Below are 18,606 nucleotides of genomic sequence, written 5' to 3' on the forward strand. Positions count from 1 at the left end.
AACGCCGCAGGTCCATCTGCAAAGTCGGGCAAGTCTGACGCAAACGTACCAGTTCTTTGTACAGCAAGGAATGATGTGGACAACGACCGCCGAGAAATCGTCGGATGAGGGCGTCATGTTGCAGCCTTCGGAAATGAAAAATCCGCTCGCAGCCGAGCACCCAACCAATAATGAGGTAAAGCAGGATCTTGTGGACGGAAAAAAGGGAGTTGCCGGCCTTGGCAGTGGGAAGCGATTGTAACGCATTGGCCAGTTTAATTTTTTCAAGGTAGGCTAAGAATATTTTGAATCCGCCAAAGCTAGTTGCATGTTCCAACGAAAATTCTGTTTTGATTTTATGAATGGGTGTGGTAAACTTCACCTTAAGGGTGCTCCTCTCTTTGGGTGATGTTGTTCGCATAAACACCATTCTACCAAAGATTTGGAGCACTTTTCATATTTTCAGAGTATGTTACTTTCGAAATTCAGGTTTAACCGAAAGAATGATTAACCTGATGAAGCGTTGACCGGATGCATTCTTACATTCTCTGACAGGCCGAATGTGATGTATGTTTGCACTAGATGGCCTTCGGGAGTCCGTCCGGAGCAAAATAAGGGATTGCAATCCAAAATGAAAGCGTTTATACTTAACTTAAACGTTTAATAAAAACCGGTGCCCTCACAGCATGATTCCACACAGAAAAACGGGAAACAAGCGTAATAACGAACCCGATCACTGCGAATACACGGGAGAAAATTCGGTTTGTCCGTGCCAATCCCCCATGTTTCCCGCATATTTTTTGCAAACCGAGGTTAAACGCTTAACATTAAAGGGGTCATGATCTTGAAGCGAAGAACGACGATCAAAGACGTGGCCAGACACGCCGGCGTATCCACCGCGGCGGTGTCGTACGTGCTCAACGGCAAGGAGAACCGGGTGTCGCCCGAGACGGTCGAGAAGATCCGCGAAGCAATCCGGGAGCTCAACTACATACCGGATTTCTCGGCCAGGAGCCTGGTGAAGAACGCGTCCAAGCTGGTCGGCGTCATCATTCCGCAGACCGAGGACAGCAAGCAGCTCATTCTCGAGAATCCGTTCTACAGCGAAATGGTGAGCAACATCGAATCGAAGCTGCGCGAGCACGGGTACCATCTCATCCTGTCCGGCGTCGACAAGGGCAAAAGCTACCTGGACATCTCGGTGCAGCGCAATCTGGACGGCGCGATCATCATGGGCATCTATCCCGAGCAGTTCTACGCGGAGCTGAAGGAAGTGAAGATCCCGATCGTGCTGATCGACAGCTACATCAACGACACCTATTTCAGCAAGGTCGGCATCGACGACGAGCAGGGCGGCTATCTGGCCACCCGGTACTTGATCGACCGCGGGCACCGCAATATTGCACTTGTCACCGGCAGCATCCGCAAGGATGGCGTCGTCGAGAAACGGTTCCTCGGTTACAAGCGCGCCCTGCAGGAAGCGGGTGTTTTCTACAATCCCGACTGCGTATTCGAGCATTCCGTCAGCTACACGTACGGCTACGAAGCCGGCAAGGCCATTGCCGCGGGACATCCCGAGATTACGGCGGTCTTCGCGACGGCGGACATGGTCGCCTTCGGCGTCATCCAGGGAATCAAGGAATCCGGCAAGGATGTTCCGCAAGACATCTCGGTGATCGGGTTCGACGACATCTTCCTGTCGCACATGTTTGTGCCGCCGCTGACGACGGTCAGGCAGGATATCGCCCTGAAAGGAAGGAAAGCCGCGGAACTGCTGCTCGAGATTATCGAATCCGACGAACCGGACGGCGTCGACAGGAAAATGGAGGAGATCCCGCTGTCCATCGTGGAGCGGCAGACCGTGCGTTCGCTGTAGCCGCCGATCCCGGAAATGCGCGGATTGACGCGGCTTAGTCTGAATCGGAGGTGAGACCCGAGATTCGGCGTTCGATCGTTTGGGTTGTCAGACGGCACAAGGCATTTGGCACAAACCACGCAATAGGGGGAAATCAGCGATGAAGTGGAATGGGAAACAGTGGAAATTACTGGCGCTTTGCCTGCTGGTCATGGCGATGCTGATTGCGGGCTGCTCGGGCGGAGGAAAATCGACCGGCGACACAGGCGGAACAACATCGAACAGCGGTGGCGGATCGTCACAGGGCAACCAAAGTTCGGGCGATTCCGGCGGCAAGTCTGAGACGGTCACGGTCAAGTTCACAAACTTCTCCGCTTCGGGAGAGAACGAGAAACATCTGCAGAAAATGAAAGAAGAGTTCGAAAAGCAGCATCCGGACATCAAGGTCGAAATCGAGACGCTGGCCTATGACGACTATTTCACCCAGATGCAGACCCGGGTGGCGAGCGGCACGGCTCCCGACGCCTATGAACTGAACTATGAAAACTTCGTCTCGTACGCGAAGAAGGGTGTGCTGCTCGATCTGACGCCGATGTTCGCCGGTTTCGACACGTCGGTGCTGAACAGGAACGCGCTGGAGGCGTTCAGCACGGACGGCAAGCAGTACGGGCTGCCGGCCAGCTTCTCCAACGTCGTGCTGTTCTACAACAAGGATCTGTTCGACCAGGCCGGCGTGAGCTATCCGACGAGCGACTGGACCTGGGCGGACGCGGATGCGGCGGCGGAGAAAATCCGGGCGCTCGGAGACAATATTTTCGGCATCTATCAACCGATTCAGTTCTGGGAATTCTACAAGAAGGTGCAGCAGAACGGCGGCAGCCTGATGAACGAGGACATGACGCAATTTACGGTCGACACGCCGCAAAACGTGGAAACGCTTCAACATATGGTGGACCGCGTGCTGAAGACGAACGTCATGCCGACGGAAGCGCAAATGGCCGGCATGGGCGACTGGGATCTGTTCAAATCCGGCCGTCTGGGCATGCTCGTCACCGGCATCTGGGCATTTCCCGACTTCACCCAGAACATCACGTTCAACTGGGATATCGAAGTGGAGCCGGGCAACACGGCCAAGGCGACGCACTTCTTCTCCAACGGCCTGGTCATCAACAAGGACAGCAAGGTGGCCGAGGCGGCGTTCGAGTGGCTGAAGTTCATGTCGGCCAGCAGGGAAGCGGCGCAAATCCGCGTCGACGCGGGCTGGGAACTGCCGGCTGTCAATTATGAGGACGTGCTCGAGAAGTATTTGCAGGTCACGCCTCCGGACAACAAGAAGGCGGTATTCGATTCGCTGAACTATCTGGTGACGCCGCCGGTCGTGGAACAGAACGCGGAGATGACCGACATCATCGGGCTGCATCTCCAGGCCGCGCGCGACGGCGTGAAATCACCGGCCGACGCGCTCAAGGACGCGCAGAAGGAGCTTGAGCAGCGGATCAAGCTGCAGTAACGCACTTCATGCCCCTGGCATCGGCACGGCGCCGGTACGGTGCCGTGCCGAACCGTCTCTGCAAGGAAGGCGGCGGGCGATCAAGTGATTCTTGAAGTCTTGGAGGAGAGGGAAGCATGCCGCACGTAAGCAAGCGTTACGGATGGTTCGCGGCGATCGGGTTTCTCCTGCCTTGTCTTACGGGTCTGATGCTGTTCAACATCATCCCGGTGGCGGGCGCGTTCGTCCTGAGCTTCACCGATTGGGACGGACTCAAACCGATCGCGCTGCAAGACGGTGTGCCGGCATTCGTCGGCCTGGACAACTATGCTTCGATCCTCGGCGGCGACGAGTTCTGGCGCGTGCTGCGGAACACCGCCGTATACATCGTGCTCTATATCCCGCTCATCCTGATCGCGTCCATCGCTGCGGCGATGCTGCTCCACCGTCCTTACCGGGGCGTCTCCGTCTACCGGGTGCTGTTCTACATTCCGGTGCTGACCTCCTGGGTGGCCGGGGCGCTCATCTTTAAATCGATCCTGAGCCCGGAATACGGCGGCGTCAATGATCTGCTGAACCAATTCGGCATCAAGGGGCCGGGCTGGCTGTACGACCCGAATTGGGCAATGCCGGGCATCGTGCTCGCAAGCATCTGGAAGGACATGGGATTCTTCGCGCTCATTTTTCTCGGCGGCCTGCAGGGCATCGATTCGTCCTATTATGAAGCGGCGAAGATTGACGGCGCGGGCCCCTGGCGGAGGTTCCGGCACATTACGCTGCCGCTCCTGTCGCCGATCACGTTCTTCGTGACGGTCATCTGCCTCATATTCTCGTTCCAGCTGTTCCCGCAGGTGATGATCATGACGGACGGGGGACCGCACGGGGCGACGCAGGTCATGGTGGAACGCATTTACCGCTACGCGTTCAGCTATTTCAAGATGGGGTATGCTTCCGCCTTCTCCTTCATCCTGTTCGCGATCATCTTCCTGTTCACATGGCTGCAGCTCAAATTGCAGAAGAAGTGGGTGCATTACGATGCTTAGGCGATACGCGGGCCCCTTTTTCTTCTACGTGACGGCAACGGCGATCGCGGTCATCGTCATGATCCCGTTCTTCTGGATGATCAGCACGTCGCTCAAGAGCAAAGGGGCGCTCACTGCCTTGCCGATCGAATGGATTCCGAAGAAAATCAGCTTCGAAGGCTATCGCAAGGTGTTCGACGTCTTCCCGTTCGCGCGGACGATCCTGAACAGCGCCTTCGTCTCGGTCATGACGACCGTCGTGCGGCTGGCGGCGGCCGCCATGGCGGCCTATGCATTCGCCAAGATGCGGTTCAGGGGCCGCGAGGTGCTGTTCGCCGCGGTGCTCGCGACGATGATGATTCCGCAGCAGGTGACGTTCATCCCGCTCTTCCTGGTGATGAAGGAACTGCAGCTCATCAATACGTTCACGGGACTCATCGCGCCGTCGATTTTCAACGCGTTCGCGATCTTCATGCTGCGCCAGCACATGCGGACGGTGAACGATGCATATCTTGACGCGGCGGTGATGGACGGCGCCTCCCACCGCACGATCTTCGTCCGGCTGATGATTCCGCTGAGCGCGCCGATCCTGGCGACCCTTGCGGTCATCGCGTTCATGGACGCGTGGAATGATTATCTGTGGCCGCTTGTCATGCTGACCGACCCGAACAAGATGACACTTCCGCTTGCGCTCAGCAAGCTGAGCGGGCAGTACGCGACCGATTACAACACGCTGATGGCGGGCAGCCTGATCTCGATCGTGCCGATCGTGGCCGTTTTCCTCGCCGCACAGCAACATTTCAAAGCCGGCCTGCAAGTGGGCGGTGTGAAAGGATGAACGATGTGCTGGGACAACTGGATGCCATTCGCGCCCGCTTGGATGAGTTGGACGTGAGGACGGCGGCATTTCTCTGCTACCTCGATGTGAAAATGAAACAGCGGTACGACGGATGCGAGACGTACTTGCGGCGACTGGCGGTTCGGGTGGAGGAGCGGGAAGATTTTCTCGGGTCCGCCTTCTGGCTGTGGGCGCTCGGCGAATACGCGGCCGCTTCCGGAGGAGCGGACGCGCTGCAGGAATACGCCGGCGCCGCGCGGAAGGCCGTGGCCGTCATCGGCCGCGAATGGAACCGGCCGCATCTGCATTGGCTGATCCCGGAAGGCCGGGGCATCTTCCTCGGCAATCTGGCGGTTGCCGCCGGCGGACTGCGGGCGGCGGGCCTTCATCTCCGGGACGAAGAGGCGGGGCGTCTGCTGCGGGAAATCCGCGAATTCGTCTTCACCGGCATGATGCATCAGGGCGGCGTAGTCGGCGTGCTGGGCAGCCGCGAGATTACCGGGGACATCGGCGTCGCGGCGGTTCCCTTCGGCCTGTTCAACGCCGGGGATCTTGTCATGGTGAACGCGGTGGATTGGGTGGAAGAACATCTGGTGGATGGCGGCGTCCGGTTCTCGCAGCATGACACGCGGTACGGGGGATGCGTCCGGCCGGATCTGACGGCGCTTCTGGCCTGGTATTACTCGGAACGCGGCAATCTCACCCGGGCCGCGAAGCTGCTGGACCGCGTCAGGCGCCAGTGGGAGCGTGACGGGAAACTGGCGGAATACGACACCGAATCCGCGGTCGTGCCGCTCTATGCCCGGTATGACCTCGAAACTTCCGGTCCTCCGCGGGAAAGCGATCTGGCCTGCATCGTGTACGAAATCGCACGGCTCAACCTGGAACAGAAGTCCGCGTCCGGCGCCGCGGGCGGCCCGGATCTGCGGATCGTGCACCGGCCGGCCGGCAGCCGCTCGCCGTATATTAAGGAAGCAGTTGAGCGGTTTCCCAGGGATCCCGAAGAAGGCGACGCGGTGACGGTAAGTGTCCGGACGGAGCCGTATCGCCCGTCGCAGAAGGTGGTTGTGCAGCTGGCGGCGGACGGGGACGACTGGGGGAGCGCGGTATCCATTCCGATGGAACCCGGCGTTTCGGAGGACGGCCTGCCGGTCTGGCGCGCGGAGCTGGGGAGGTTCGGCTTCGGCAGCCAAGTGGCTTACCGGTTCGTCGCAACTGACGAGCAGACGACGGCAGTGTCCGAGCCGCACACGTTCCGGGTTCGGGGCTGGCGGGCGCTTGAGCCGGCGTCACTGCGCAAGCGGGAGGGCGGAGCGGAGCTGATCTTCCACCCGTTCGAAGGAAGCGCCGTTTATCCGCGCATTGCCTTTACCGTCGAGAACGGCCGGTCGCTGCGCTGTGTTTTCGATGTTGGCGGCGAATTGGAGGCGGCGGACGATCCGGCGTGGGACGGTGAGGTTGTCGCCGGGAATTACAGGCTGCGCGTGGACGCCGAGAGCGGGCATCTGGTATTGCGCGACGCACAAGGCCGGATCGTCGCGCGGACGTACGACCTCGGCGGGACGGCGCCGTTCGAAGCGCTCACCGACGGGGATGGCGCCGTGCACAAGCTGCGGCTCAATCTGCGTCTGGAGCCGGACGAGCGGATGTACGGCACGGGCGAGCGGTACGCCGACCTGGAGTACGCCGGCCGCGACGTCGATCACTATGTGTTCAACCAGTACCGGAGCCAGGGGATGCGGACGTATATCCCGGTTCCGCTCGCGATCAGCTCGAAGGGTTACGGCCTGTTCCTCCATACGGGCATGTACTCCGTCTTCCGGTTCGGCACCCGGCTGAGTGACCGGTTCGAAGCCGAAGTGGACGTGCTGCCCGACCGTCCCCGAACGGAATGGTACCTGTTCCCGGGCGCGCCGTCCGATGTGCTTAAGGCATACACCGATGTGACGGGCAAGCCGGCGTTGCCGCCGAAGTGGGCGTTCGGACCGTGGATGTCCAGCAACAACTGGGACAGCCAGGCGGTCACGATGGAGCAGGTGGAGCAGACGGTCCGCCACCGGATACCGGCCACGGTGATCGTGTTGGAGCAATGGAGCGACGAGGCGACGTTCTACATCTTCAACGACTGCCAGTATGAGCCGAAGCCCGGTCTGGACGCGCACCGGTACGAAGACTTCCGCTTCCCGGAATGGGGGCGCTGGCCGGATCCGAAACGGATGGTCGAGGACATTCACGCCCAAGGCATCCGCGTGTTGCTGTGGCAGATTCCGGTCATCAAGTTCATGGAAGGTCTTCCCCATGCCCAGCGGGATGAAGACGAGAAGACCGCCCTGGAGCACGGGCTGGTCGTCCGCCGGGCGGACGGCGAGCCGTACCGGATTCCGCCTTATGAATGGTTCAAGGACAGTCTCGTGCCCGATTTTACAAACCCGCTGACGCGCAAATGGTGGTTCGGCAAGCGGCGGTATTTGATCGAGGACATCGGCGTGGACGGCTTCAAGACGGACGGGGGCGAGTGCATCTACGGGGATGTCGTTTTTCACGACGGACGGAGCGGCCTCGAGATGCGCAATCTCTATCCGAATGAATACGTTGGCGCTTACCATGCCTTCGCCAAGGAGCTCACCGGCGGCGACGCCGTCACGTTCAGCCGCGCGGGCTATTCCGGTGCGCAGAATTACCCGCTGCACTGGGCCGGTGACGAGCGCTCCACCTTCGAGGCGTTCCGCAGCTCGGTCATCGCGGGTCTGACGAGCGGCATGTCCGGCCTTCCGTTCTGGGGCTGGGATCTGGCCGGTTTCCACGGCGACATCCCGATCGCCGAACTGTACGTGCGGTCGGCGCAGATGGCGGCGTTCTGCCCGGTCATGCAATACCACGCCGAATCCAAGGGCGAGTTCAACCAGGATCGCACACCGTGGAACGTGGCGGAGCGGACGGGCAAGCCGTGGGTGCTGACGCTGTACAAGCGTTACGCCGACCTGCGGATGAACCTGCTGGCTTATATCTATGACCAGGCGATCAAGACGAGCCGGACAGGCATTCCGCTGATGCGGGCGATGGCCCTCGCGTATCCGGACGATCCGCGCTGCGCCCGGCTCAAGGAGCAATACATGTTCGGAGACGCGCTGCTCGTCGCGCCGGTCGTGGAGGAAGGGCGGACCGTGAAGGACGTTTACCTGCCGGCAGGCTTGTGGCTGCCGCTGTTCGGCGGCGATTCGGTCTTGGGCGGCCGTATGGTGCGGGTGGAAGCCGCCATCGAGGACATACCGGTGTTCCAACGGCAGGACAGCGTCGTGGCCTGGAACCTGCCGGAAGACTATGCGCTGCCGGGCGACGTCGGCAACCGCGTCGACGGCTATGTGAACCTGACGTTCAGCCTGTTCGTGCGGGAGCGCCTGGACGAGACGTTCGAGGACGATCTGGGAAGCCGCGTCCGCATTCAGGCGGAGCGTACGCCGGACGGGCTGCATGTCCGCCTCGACGGACGGTGCGCGGCTCCGGCGGTCACGATCGTCGTGCGCGATGTGCCTGGCGTCCGGTCGGTGACGGACGGCGCGTCGAGGGATCTGCGCCGGGTCGAAGTGCCGCACGTGCTGCAGCCGGGCGGATACGCGGTGCAAGGCGGCGATCTGTATATCAAGACGGACGAGTGTGCGAGCGAATGGCGGATTCATTTTGCATCATGAAACCGAAATGTCAAAGCAGCCGGTCGGGAATCATCCTGGCCGGCTTTTTTTGTCGGCCGCATTAAAAATTCGGACATCCACCCAAATAAGAAGCGCTTTCAATTTTCCGTGAGACTCTTTATAATGATTGAACTCCCGAAAGGTTCGGACAACAGCGATCGAGGGTGGGGATGCGTCATGCCCGAGAAACAACGACAATGGATGGCCCGATTCCGCCGGCTCCGCATCCGCGACCGCCTGTTTGCGGCGATGATTGTCGTATCCCTTCCGCCCCTGTTCTTTCTCGGATTTCTGTCATTCAACATCGCCAGGGACACGCTGACGGAGTCCATTCTGGAGTCGAACGGCGACCATCTGCAGACGACGAGCGAAGTGGCCGACCTGCTCTTTCGCAACATCGTCAATCTGAACCGGTTCATCGTGCTGAACGACGAGATTCTGGACGACCTCAGGAACAGCAAAATCCGCAACAGCCGGGAGCTCAGTGAAATGAACGAACTGACCATCAACCGGCTGCAGCGCGTCATCAACAGCAACTCCTTCGATACGCGTTTCGTCGATTCGCTGTGCATTTTCGACAACTATTATCAGACCTACTGTCTCGGACGGCCGGACAATGCGGGGAAGTACGAGGGGCCGGACAAGAAGACGTTGATCGAACAATCGGACTGGTATCGGGAAGCGGTGGAGGCGCAGGGGCGCGTCGTGTTCTTCAGCTACAACGTGCTGGACGGATCGACAACTTCGTTCTCGACCGTCAAGCTGTTCCGCGACCCGGAGAGCATTCAGGGAAAACCGCTCGGCCTGCTGGTCACCAATCTGTCCGTCTCCTTGTTCCAGAACGTTTCTCAGGCCACCCGGGATTACGGTCATTTCGTGGTCGTCGACGCGACGGACGATGCGGTGCATATCCTCTATCCCGAGAAGTGGAGCGACCCGCGGGACGAGGCCGTCACCTATGACGATCTGATCGCCGAATGGGAAAACGAAGGCTATCTGGTCAGCGATTATCGCAACGTCTCGACCGGCTGGCACTTCATCCATCTCCTCCAAAAAGAGGAACTGCTTGCCCGGTCGAACCGGATCGGCACCTACACGGGACTCATCGCCGCGCTGATCGCGGTGGTGGCGCTCACCATTTCGTACCTGGTATCCGGCGGGATTACGCGCCCCCTGCTGCGGCTGAAGAAAATGATGGTCGACTGGAACAAGGGCACCCTCGATTTCAACGTGAAGTTCAATGACGACGAAGTCGGGACAATCGGAGAAACCTTCCTCCGCGTGGCGTATCAGAACATGGAGCTGGACGCCCGGCTCATCCAGGCGGAACTGCGCGAACGGGAAGCGGAGCTGCGCGCGCTGCAGGCGCAGATCAACCCCCACTTCTTGTACAACACGCTGGACTCCATCTACTGGATGACCCGGCTCAAGAAGACGGAGGAAGCCGCCACGATGGCCCTGGCGCTGTCGGAAAGCTTCAAGCTCAGCCTGAACAAGGGGAAGGAGACGATCCCCGTCTTCAAGGAACTGAAGCACATCGAGCATTACATGACGATCCAGAACATCCGCTACAAGGGACGCATCCGCCTTGAAATGGATGTGGAGCCGGATGTGATGAAATATGAGATGCTCAAGCTGATCCTGCAGCCGCTGGTGGAGAACGCGGTGTATCACGGACTGGAGCCGAAGCCGGGGGACGGCTTGGTCCGGATCACGGGCAGGCAGGACGGTGACGAGCTGGTCTTCGTCGTGGAAGACAACGGTGTCGGCATGGAGAATATCGCGCTCATCGAGCAGGGATACGGGCTGCGCAATGTGCGGGAACGGCTAAGGCTCTATTACGGGGACCATTGCGCCTTCACGGTATGGAGCTCGCCCGGCGACGGAACCCGGATCGAGATTCGCTTCAATCCTGGCAAAGGGGGATCGGTGCATGTGGAAGGCGGTCGTGTGTGACGACGAGTATATCGTGTTGGAAGCCCTGAGCATCATGATCGACTGGGAAGGCCTCGGGATCCGTCTGGCCGGCACGGCGGAAGACGGACTGTCCGCCCTGGAACTGATCCGCAGGGTGAAGCCGGACATCGTGCTCACCGACATCCGCATGCCGGGACTGGACGGACTGCAGTTGATCGAGACGGTGCTCTCGGAAGCGCCCGATACGCATTGCATCGTGTTCAGCGGATTCAACGAGTTCGAGTACGTCAAGCGGGCCATCCGCCTCGGCGTGGCCGACTACGTGGAGAAGCCGATCACGGAGGAGGCCATCGAGCGGGCGTTGGGCAAGGTGCTCGGCCGGATCGAGCGGGAATCGGCAATCCGATCGATGGAGCGGAAGCTGCAGGATACCGACGAGGCGCTGCTCAAGAAGGCGGTCTGGGAGCTGCTGCTGTTCGGCAAGGAGGCGGAGCAGGCCTGGCGGGAGCAATTCGGCCCGGAAGGCGACCGCGTGGCCGGCGTCACCGTGCTGGCGGCCGCGGAGCCGTTCCGATTGCCGGAGCATCCGGCCTATCGCGCCATCCGTCTGCGGGACGACAAGCATCATCTGGCCGTGATGTTCCATTATATGGACCTTCCGCCCGCCCATTGGGACAGCCTGGTTGACGAACTGGACGACGCCGGCCTGGCGGTCGGCATCAGTCTGACGCATCCGCCGGAGGAGGCGCACGCCAGTTGGCGGGAGGCCGTGCAGGCGCACAAGGCCGCCAAACTGCTGGGCATCCGCGGAGCCGTCCGGTTCGGCGAGCTCGGTTCCGGCTCGGACAACCCGAGCCGCCTGTCGGCTCTCGAAGAGGCGATCCTGCTCGCGCTGCGGGCGGGCAGCAGAACGATGGTCGCGGAGGAGGCGGACCGCTTCCTGCGGGAGATCCTCGAGTCGAAGCCGGACCCCGACACGGTGGAGAGCGAAATGCTGAAAATCATTTACGCGGCGGAGGAAGCGGTCGGCGAACATCGGGACCCGTCCGGAAAACCCCACATCGAGATCGCCGAAGCCGCCGCCGAAGGCCGGCTGTCGGAATGGTTCCGCGAGCGGCTGGAGCGGCTTGCGGAACAGGCCGCCGCGAGCCGGGACCGGGACAAGCATTCGGCGATCGAGAAGGCCAAGGAATACGTGGTGCAGAACGCCTTCCGCGACGTGTCCCTGCAGGAGACGGCGTCCTTCGTCGGTCTCCATCCCGCCTACCTGAGCGTGCTGTTCAAGGAAACGACCGGCGAGACGTTCATTCAGTACCTGACCCGCAACCGGGTGGAACTGGCCAAGTCGCTGCTGCGCAAAGGCATGAAGATCAGCGAAGTGAGCGACCGGGTCGGCTACATGAATCCCCGCCATTTCGGCGAAGTATTCAAGCGGCATACCGGCATGACGCCCGGACAATACCGGGATTCCCAGTTGTCGTCATGAGCATCCGGCCGGCACTAAAAATTCGGACCCCGATCCAAAAAAGATCGCGATTTATGAAGGAAGCGTTTGCAATTACAATGGACGCAAGCGGGAACCCGGGACCTGCAACCGCGACTATCGCACATCAAAGGGGGATACCATCCGTGCAACGCAAATCCATCGGCATGATTCTGGCATGCCTGCTGCTGCTCGCCGGCCTCCTGTCCGCTTGCGGAAGCAACAACAACGGCAACAGCGGCGGCAGTACGTCCGGCACGAACGGCGCGTCCGAAGGAAGCTCGGCCGAGAAGAAGGAGAAAGTCAAACTGTCGCTGCTCGTGGACAACAGCCAGGATTCCATCAATATCGGGGAAGCCCTGAACAAGGCGTTCACCGAGAAGAATCCCCACATCGAAATCGAGCTGGAAACGCGCCCGCAAGGCACCGAAGGCGACAACTTCGTCAAGACGCGCCTGGCGACCGGCGACATGAACGACGTCTTCTTCTACAACTCCGGCTCGCTTCTGCAGGCGCTCAATCCGGAACAAAATCTGCTCGACCTGTCGGGCGAAGCGTTCCTGGACAACCTGCTCGAATCGTACCTCCCGGTCGTATCCTCGGGCGGCAAAGTGTTCGGCGTGCCGTTCCGCTCCTCGGTCGCCGGCGGATGGTTCTACAACAAGAAAATCTATGAAGAACACGGTCTGTCCGTGCCGAAGACCTGGGACGAACTGATGGCCAACCTCGACAAGCTGAAAGGCACCGGCGTCGCGCCGATCATCGGTTCCTACAAGGATACCTGGACGAGCCAGCTGATCGTGCTGGCGGACTACTACAACGTGCAGCAAGCGGAGCCGAACTTCGCGAACGACTACACGGCGAACAAGGCGAAGTACGCGACCACGCCAGCCGCGCTGCGCAGCTTCCAGAAGCTCGGCGAGACGGTCGGCTACTACAACGAAGATTTGCTGGCCACCACGTATGACACCGCGCTGGCGATGCTGGCGGAAGGCAAGGGCGCGCACTATCCGATGCTGAGCTTCGCCGTTCCGGTCATCGAGCAAAACTTCCCGGATCTCATCGACGACATCGGCTTCTTCGCCCAACCCGGCGACGATCCGAACAAAGTCGGCCTGACGGTGTGGATGCCGGACTCGGCCTACATCTCGGCCAACACCAAGCATCCGGAAGAAGCGAAACAGTTCCTCGCATTCATCGCATCGGTGGAAGGCGCGGAAATCATCTCCGGCGTGACCACGCCATCCGGTCCGTTCGTCGTCAAAGGCGCGGAACTGCCGGATGATGTGCCGCAAGTCGTCAAAGACATGATGCCTTACTTCAATGCGGAAGGCCAGACGTCTCCGGCACTCGAATTCCTGTCCCCGGTCAAAGGGCCGATGCTGGAGCAACTGACGGTCGAAGTCGGCGCGGGCATGCGCTCGCCGGAAGACGCGGCGGCCCTGTATGACCAGGACGTCGCGAAGCAGGCAATGCAACTCGGTCTGGAAGGCTGGTAATACCCGGCATCATCCGCTCAACGGGCAATCGGCTCTGCGGCAAGGCAGAGCCGTTTGCTTCAGTATCGGGAGGAGATCCGCTTGAGCAAATTGCACAGAAAGATTTACAGTTACAGCTTCCTGGTGCCGGCGGCGATTGTTTACATCATCATTTTCATCGTCCCCACATTTCTGTCCTTCTTCTTCAGTCTGACGCGCTGGACGCTGTCGGACTGGGAATACATCGGACTGGACAACTTCATCACGTTCTTCAAGGAGCCTTATCTGTCCATCGGGTTCCGGAACACGTTTATTTACGCGGTTGTCACGTGCGGACTCAAGGTTGTGCTCGGTCTGCTGCTCGGGGTGCTGCTCACGGGCGCCCTCCGGATCAAAAACTATCTGCGGTCCGTCGTCTTCTTCCCGACACTGGTCAGCACCATCGCCGTCGGCATCACGTTCAGCGTCATGATGCATCCGACGACGGGGCTCATCAACGAGACGTTGTCGTTCTTCGGCATCAAGGGTCCGGACTGGCTCGGCAACCCGTCCATCGCCCTGCTGTCCGTCGCGATGGTGGACGTGTGGAAGGGCGTCGGTTTTGCGACGGTGATCTATATTGCCGGGATCATGTCCATTCCCGAGCAATATTACGAAGCGCTGCAGATCGACGGCGGCGGCTCGTGGCACAAGTTCTGGCATATCATTCTGCCGCTCAGCCGTCCGGCGACCAACTCGGTCATCATCCTCGCCTTCATCGGCGGGCTGCGCAGCTTCGATCTGATCTGGGCCATGACGAAGGGCGGCCCCGGATTTTCCACGGACGTCATCGCTTCAATTATCTATAAGCAGTATCAGGCCGGCTTCTACGGTCTGTCGACGGCTGGCAACGTGATCCTGTTCCTGTTCGTCAGCCTGCTGGCCTTCCCGCTGTCCCGTTTCCTGACCCGGAAGGAGGTGGACCTGTGAGCAGAAAGGGGCGTCTGCTGACCATCGAAATCGTATCGGTGGCGCTCAGCATCATTCTGTTCTGGGTGCCGCTCTATTTCGTCATCCTGACGGCGCTGAAGAACCCGCAGGAAGCGGCGCGCATGAATCTGGACTGGCCGACGGAGATCCGGTTGTGGCAGAACATCAAGGAAGTGTTCGTCTTCCGCGACTACATGCTGGTCCGCGCATTCTGGAACAGCACGCTGCTCACGGTGCTGTCCATTGTGGTGCTGACCGTGGTCAGCTCCATGGCGGCCTTCGTCATGCAACGCCGCCAGGACAAGGCTTCGCCCTGGATTTCCTTCTTCGTGCTGGCGGGGCTGATCATTCCGCCCGCGGTCGTGCCCACCATCTGGGTACTGAACGGCCTGGGTCTGTTCAAGACGATGACCGGCCTCGTGCTGGTGGAAGTGGCGCTCGGCTTCCCGTTCTGCGTCATGCTGTACAGGGGCTTCATGGGCACCATCCCGAAAGATATCGACGAAGCGGCGGTGGTGGACGGATACGGCGGTTACCGGCTGTTTTTCCAGATCATTTTCCCGCTGCTCAAACCGGTGACGTCGACGATCATCGTGACGCAGGCGGTCGTCATCTTCAACGATTTCGTCAATCCGCTCTACTTCCTGCCGGGTTCGAAGAACGTCACGCTGCAGCTTACCCTGTACAACTTTACGAGCCAGTTCATTTCGAAATGGAATCTGCTGTTTACCGACATTCTGCTGATTACGATTCCGCCGCTGATTCTGTTCATTTTCTTCAACAAGAGAATTGTGGCGGGCATGGTGGCCGGATCCGTCAAAGGATAACGGAAACATGAGGACGGAGGAGACTTATATATGGCGAACTTGATCGTGACGGATTTGACCTGCGAATACCGGACGAACCCGCTTGGCATCGGCGTGCGCAGGCCGCGCTTCAGTTGGAAGCTGGAGGGCGGCCGGCGGGGAATCCTCCAACAGGCGTACCAGCTCGCGGTTGCCGCGGAAGACGGCGATTTCGACCGGCCGATCTGGGATTCGGGCAGGGTGGAAAGCGGCGAATCCGTGCTGGTGGAATACGGCGGGCCGGAGCTGGCATCGCGCACGAAGTATGTCTGGCGGGTCAAGGTATGGGATGACGCCGGCCGGGAGGCCGCCAGCGAACCGGCTGTGTTCGAGACGACGCTGCTGGAGCTCTCGGAATGGCGGGCAAGCTGGATCACGCCGGCGGCTTCCGCCATCGATCCGCAGACGGACGCGGCGTTCCTGCTGCGCAAGTCATTCCGGGTGAAGGGCGGCGTGAAGGCGGCCCGGATTTATGCCACGGCGGCGGGAGTATACGAACTGTACGTGAATGGACAGCGGGTGTCCGACGAAGAACTGTCGCCCGGCTGGACCAGCTATCAATACCGTCTGCAGTACCAGACTTACGATGTGACGGAACTGCTGAAGTCCGGCGACAATGCCGTCGGCATCCATCTGGGTGACGGCTGGTACCGCAGCGGCATGGGATTCGAGCAACTGAACTACAAGTACGGGGACAGGCGCGCGGCCCTGCTGCAGCTCCACATCCGCTACGAAGACGGCACGGAAGAAGTGGTCGCGACCGACGCGTCCTGGCGCGCGGCGACCGGCCCGGTAACGTACTCCACGATCTACAACGGCGAGATTTACGACGCCCGCCTGGAGCGGAAGGGCTGGAGCGAAGCGGGCTATGCGGATGACGACTGGGCGCCGGCGGAAACAATCGACCTGCCGATGGATATTCTCGTGCCGCAGGAGAACTGGCCGGTCCGCGTGACGGAGACGATCCGGCCGATCGCCTTCTTCGTGACGCCGGCCGGCGACAAGGTGCTCGACATGGGGCAGAACATGGTCGGACGCATCCGCTTTACGGTGGAAGCGCCGGTCGGCACGACGATCGTGCTGCGCCATGCGGAAGTGCTGGACAAGGACGGCAACATCTACTTCGGCAATTTGCGCTTCGCGAAACAGACGGTCACCTACATCGCCAAAGGTGAAGGCAAGGAAACCTACGCTCCCCGTTTCACGTTCCTCGGCTTCCGCTACGTGAAAGTCGAAGGCTGGCCGGGAGACGAGCTGCCGCTCGACGCCTTCGTCGGGGAAGTGATGCATTCGGACATGCCGCGGACGGGTGACTTCTCCTGCTCCGACGAGCGGGTCAATCAGCTCCAGCGGAACATCCAGTGGGGTCAGCGCGGCAACTTCGTCGACGTGCCGACCGACTGCCCGCAGCGGGACGAGCGGCTCGGCTGGACCGGGGACGCCCAGGTGTTCATCGCCACGGCGCTGTACAACTTCAATGGCGGTCCCTTCTTCACGAAATGGCTGCGCGACCTGAAGGCCGAGCAGAGAGCCGATGGCGGCGTGCCCTTCGTCATTCCCGACGTGGCGGACGGCCACAGCTCGTCTGGATGGGGCGACGCGGCGGTCATCTGTCCGTGGACGGTGTACCGGTATTACGGCGACCGGCGTCTGCTCGCCGAGCAATACGACAGCATGAAGGCGTGGGTGGAATACATCCGGGCCCAGGGCGACAACGAATACATGTGGGAGACCGGGTTCCATTTCGGCGACTGGGTGGCGCTCGACGCCAAGGAAGGCAGTTACGTCGGCGCGACGCCGCTGCCGCTCGTGGCCACGGCGTATTACGCTTACTCCTCGAGACTGCTGAGCGAAGCGGCCCGCGTGCTCGGCAAGACAGAGGATGCGGCGAAATACGGCGAGCTGCATGCCCGCGTCGTCCAGGCGTTCCGTGACGAATTCATCACGAAGACCGGCCGGATGGCGTCGCCGACGCAGACGGCCCACGTGCTGGCGCTCGCCTTCGATCTGGCGGGAGACGCCGCGCCGCGCATCGCCCGGGATCTGAACGATCTGATCATCGAGAACGGCTACCATCTGACGACGGGCTTCCTCGGAACGCCGTACCTGTGCATGGTGCTGTCCGATCACGGCTACCACGACACGGCTATGCGCCTGCTGCTGCAGGACGGCTATCCGGGCTGGCTGTACTCGATCTCCAAAGGCGCGACCACGATCTGGGAGCACTGGGACGGCATCAAGCCGGACGGCACGTTCTGGAGCGACGACATGAACTCGTTCAACCACTACGCCTACGGCGCCGTCGGGGAATGGATGTACCGCAAAGTTGCCGGTCTGGACATGGACGGCGCCGTTCCCGGTTTCAAGCGGCTTCATATTGAGCCGCTGTTCGGCGCGGGGCTGCTGAGCCGCGCGAAGACGTCCCATCTGTCCATGTACGGCAAAATCGAGACGGCATGGAGCATCGACGGCAATCGGGTGCAGGTGCAGGTGTCCATTCCCGCGAATACGACGGCCCGGGTGGTGCTGCGCGGGGCGGCGGTCGAGGGATTGAGCATCGACGGTCAGCCCGTTGGCGCGGGCGGTTCGTACCCGGCAGGCGTCCAGTCGATTGCCGCGACGGATCGCGGCGTGGAAGCGGAGATCGGATCAGGAGAATATCGGTTCGCCTACGAGGCGGTGAATCTGTTCCGCAAGCGGTACACGACGTCCAGCCGGCTGCTGGAACTGCTGACCGACGAACGCGCGGAATGGGCGGTCCGGCGCCACATGCCCCATCTGTTCGAATCGCCGTCGCTCAACTTCCTGCGCACATCCACGCTTCGGGAGCTGGCGGAGAACGGCATGAGCCGCGTGACCCGTGAGATGGTCGAACGGGTGCTGGAGGAGCTCGCAGAAGAGAAATGAATCATGCTTGCATTATTGAAGCCGCATCGCAGATGCGGCTTTGTTTATTCCATATAATAATCTATTTGAATATAACAAATTCTTCCCAATCGGAACGATCCTTTGTAATAATAATGGAACTCGAGATGAGCGAAT

At 60.5% G+C, this 18,606-nt stretch carries 11 protein-coding genes and 1 pseudogene; 11 read left to right on the forward strand and 1 reads right to left on the reverse strand.

Translation table 11 applies throughout. The annotated features are described in order from the left end of the window. Positions 1-361, reverse strand: a pseudogene (locus tag C6W55_RS03115) (IS1380 family transposase); the annotation flags it as partial. Between the two features lie 456 nt (positions 362-817). Between C6W55_RS03115 and C6W55_RS03120 the strand changes: the two are divergent. From C6W55_RS03120 to C6W55_RS03170, 11 genes are all read left to right on the forward strand, one after another. After that, positions 818-1,855 (forward strand): LacI family DNA-binding transcriptional regulator, encoded by a 1,038-nt coding sequence (locus tag C6W55_RS03120; RefSeq protein ID WP_286891427.1) that lies wholly within the window; start codon positions 818-820, stop codon positions 1,853-1,855. A gap of 196 nt (positions 1,856-2,051) precedes the next feature. Further along, complete coding sequence (locus C6W55_RS03125; RefSeq protein ID WP_483316345.1) at positions 2,052-3,344, forward strand: ABC transporter substrate-binding protein; 1,293 nt, start codon at positions 2,052-2,054, stop codon at positions 3,342-3,344. A 116-nt stretch (positions 3,345-3,460) separates the two neighbouring features. Continuing rightward, positions 3,461-4,366: a carbohydrate ABC transporter permease gene (locus tag C6W55_RS03130; protein ID WP_286891431.1), complete on the forward strand. Its 906-nt coding sequence runs from the start codon at positions 3,461-3,463 to the stop codon at positions 4,364-4,366. Then, entirely contained in the window at positions 4,359-5,183 is an 825-nt protein-coding gene (locus C6W55_RS03135) for a carbohydrate ABC transporter permease (protein WP_286891432.1), read from the forward strand. The genes C6W55_RS03130 and C6W55_RS03135 overlap by 8 nt, the downstream gene beginning before the upstream one ends. Beyond that, positions 5,180-8,872 (forward strand): glycoside hydrolase family 31 protein, encoded by a 3,693-nt coding sequence (locus C6W55_RS03140; RefSeq protein ID WP_286891434.1) that lies wholly within the window; start codon positions 5,180-5,182, stop codon positions 8,870-8,872. Before C6W55_RS03135 ends, C6W55_RS03140 begins: the two co-directional genes overlap by 4 nt. A 177-nt stretch (positions 8,873-9,049) precedes the next feature. Then, positions 9,050-10,828 (forward strand): cache domain-containing sensor histidine kinase, encoded by a 1,779-nt coding sequence (locus C6W55_RS03145; RefSeq protein ID WP_286891435.1) that lies wholly within the window; start codon positions 9,050-9,052, stop codon positions 10,826-10,828. Next, on the forward strand, positions 10,806-12,275 hold the full coding sequence (locus C6W55_RS03150) for a response regulator (protein ID WP_286891437.1): 1,470 nt from the start codon (positions 10,806-10,808) through the stop codon (positions 12,273-12,275). The genes C6W55_RS03145 and C6W55_RS03150 overlap by 23 nt, the downstream gene beginning before the upstream one ends. Positions 12,276-12,418: 143 nt before the next feature. After that, entirely contained in the window at positions 12,419-13,771 is a 1,353-nt protein-coding gene (locus C6W55_RS03155; RefSeq protein ID WP_286891438.1) for an ABC transporter substrate-binding protein, read from the forward strand. Between the two features lie 81 nt (positions 13,772-13,852). Next, positions 13,853-14,719 carry a carbohydrate ABC transporter permease gene (locus tag C6W55_RS03160; RefSeq protein WP_015256134.1) on the forward strand — a complete coding sequence of 289 codons (867 nt, stop codon included), beginning with the start codon at positions 13,853-13,855 and terminating at the stop codon, positions 14,717-14,719. Continuing rightward, on the forward strand, positions 14,716-15,546 hold the full coding sequence (locus C6W55_RS03165) for a carbohydrate ABC transporter permease (RefSeq protein ID WP_015256133.1): 831 nt from the start codon (positions 14,716-14,718) through the stop codon (positions 15,544-15,546). Before C6W55_RS03160 ends, C6W55_RS03165 begins: the two co-directional genes overlap by 4 nt. A gap of 30 nt (positions 15,547-15,576) precedes the next feature. Next, positions 15,577-18,471 (forward strand): alpha-L-rhamnosidase, encoded by a 2,895-nt coding sequence (locus C6W55_RS03170; protein ID WP_286891442.1) that lies wholly within the window; start codon positions 15,577-15,579, stop codon positions 18,469-18,471. The last annotated feature ends 135 nt before the right edge of the window (positions 18,472-18,606 follow it).

Source organism: Thermobacillus sp. (assembly GCF_003390775.1).
GTDB classification, from domain to species: Bacteria; Bacillota; Bacilli; order Paenibacillales; family Paenibacillaceae; genus Thermobacillus; species Thermobacillus xylanilyticus.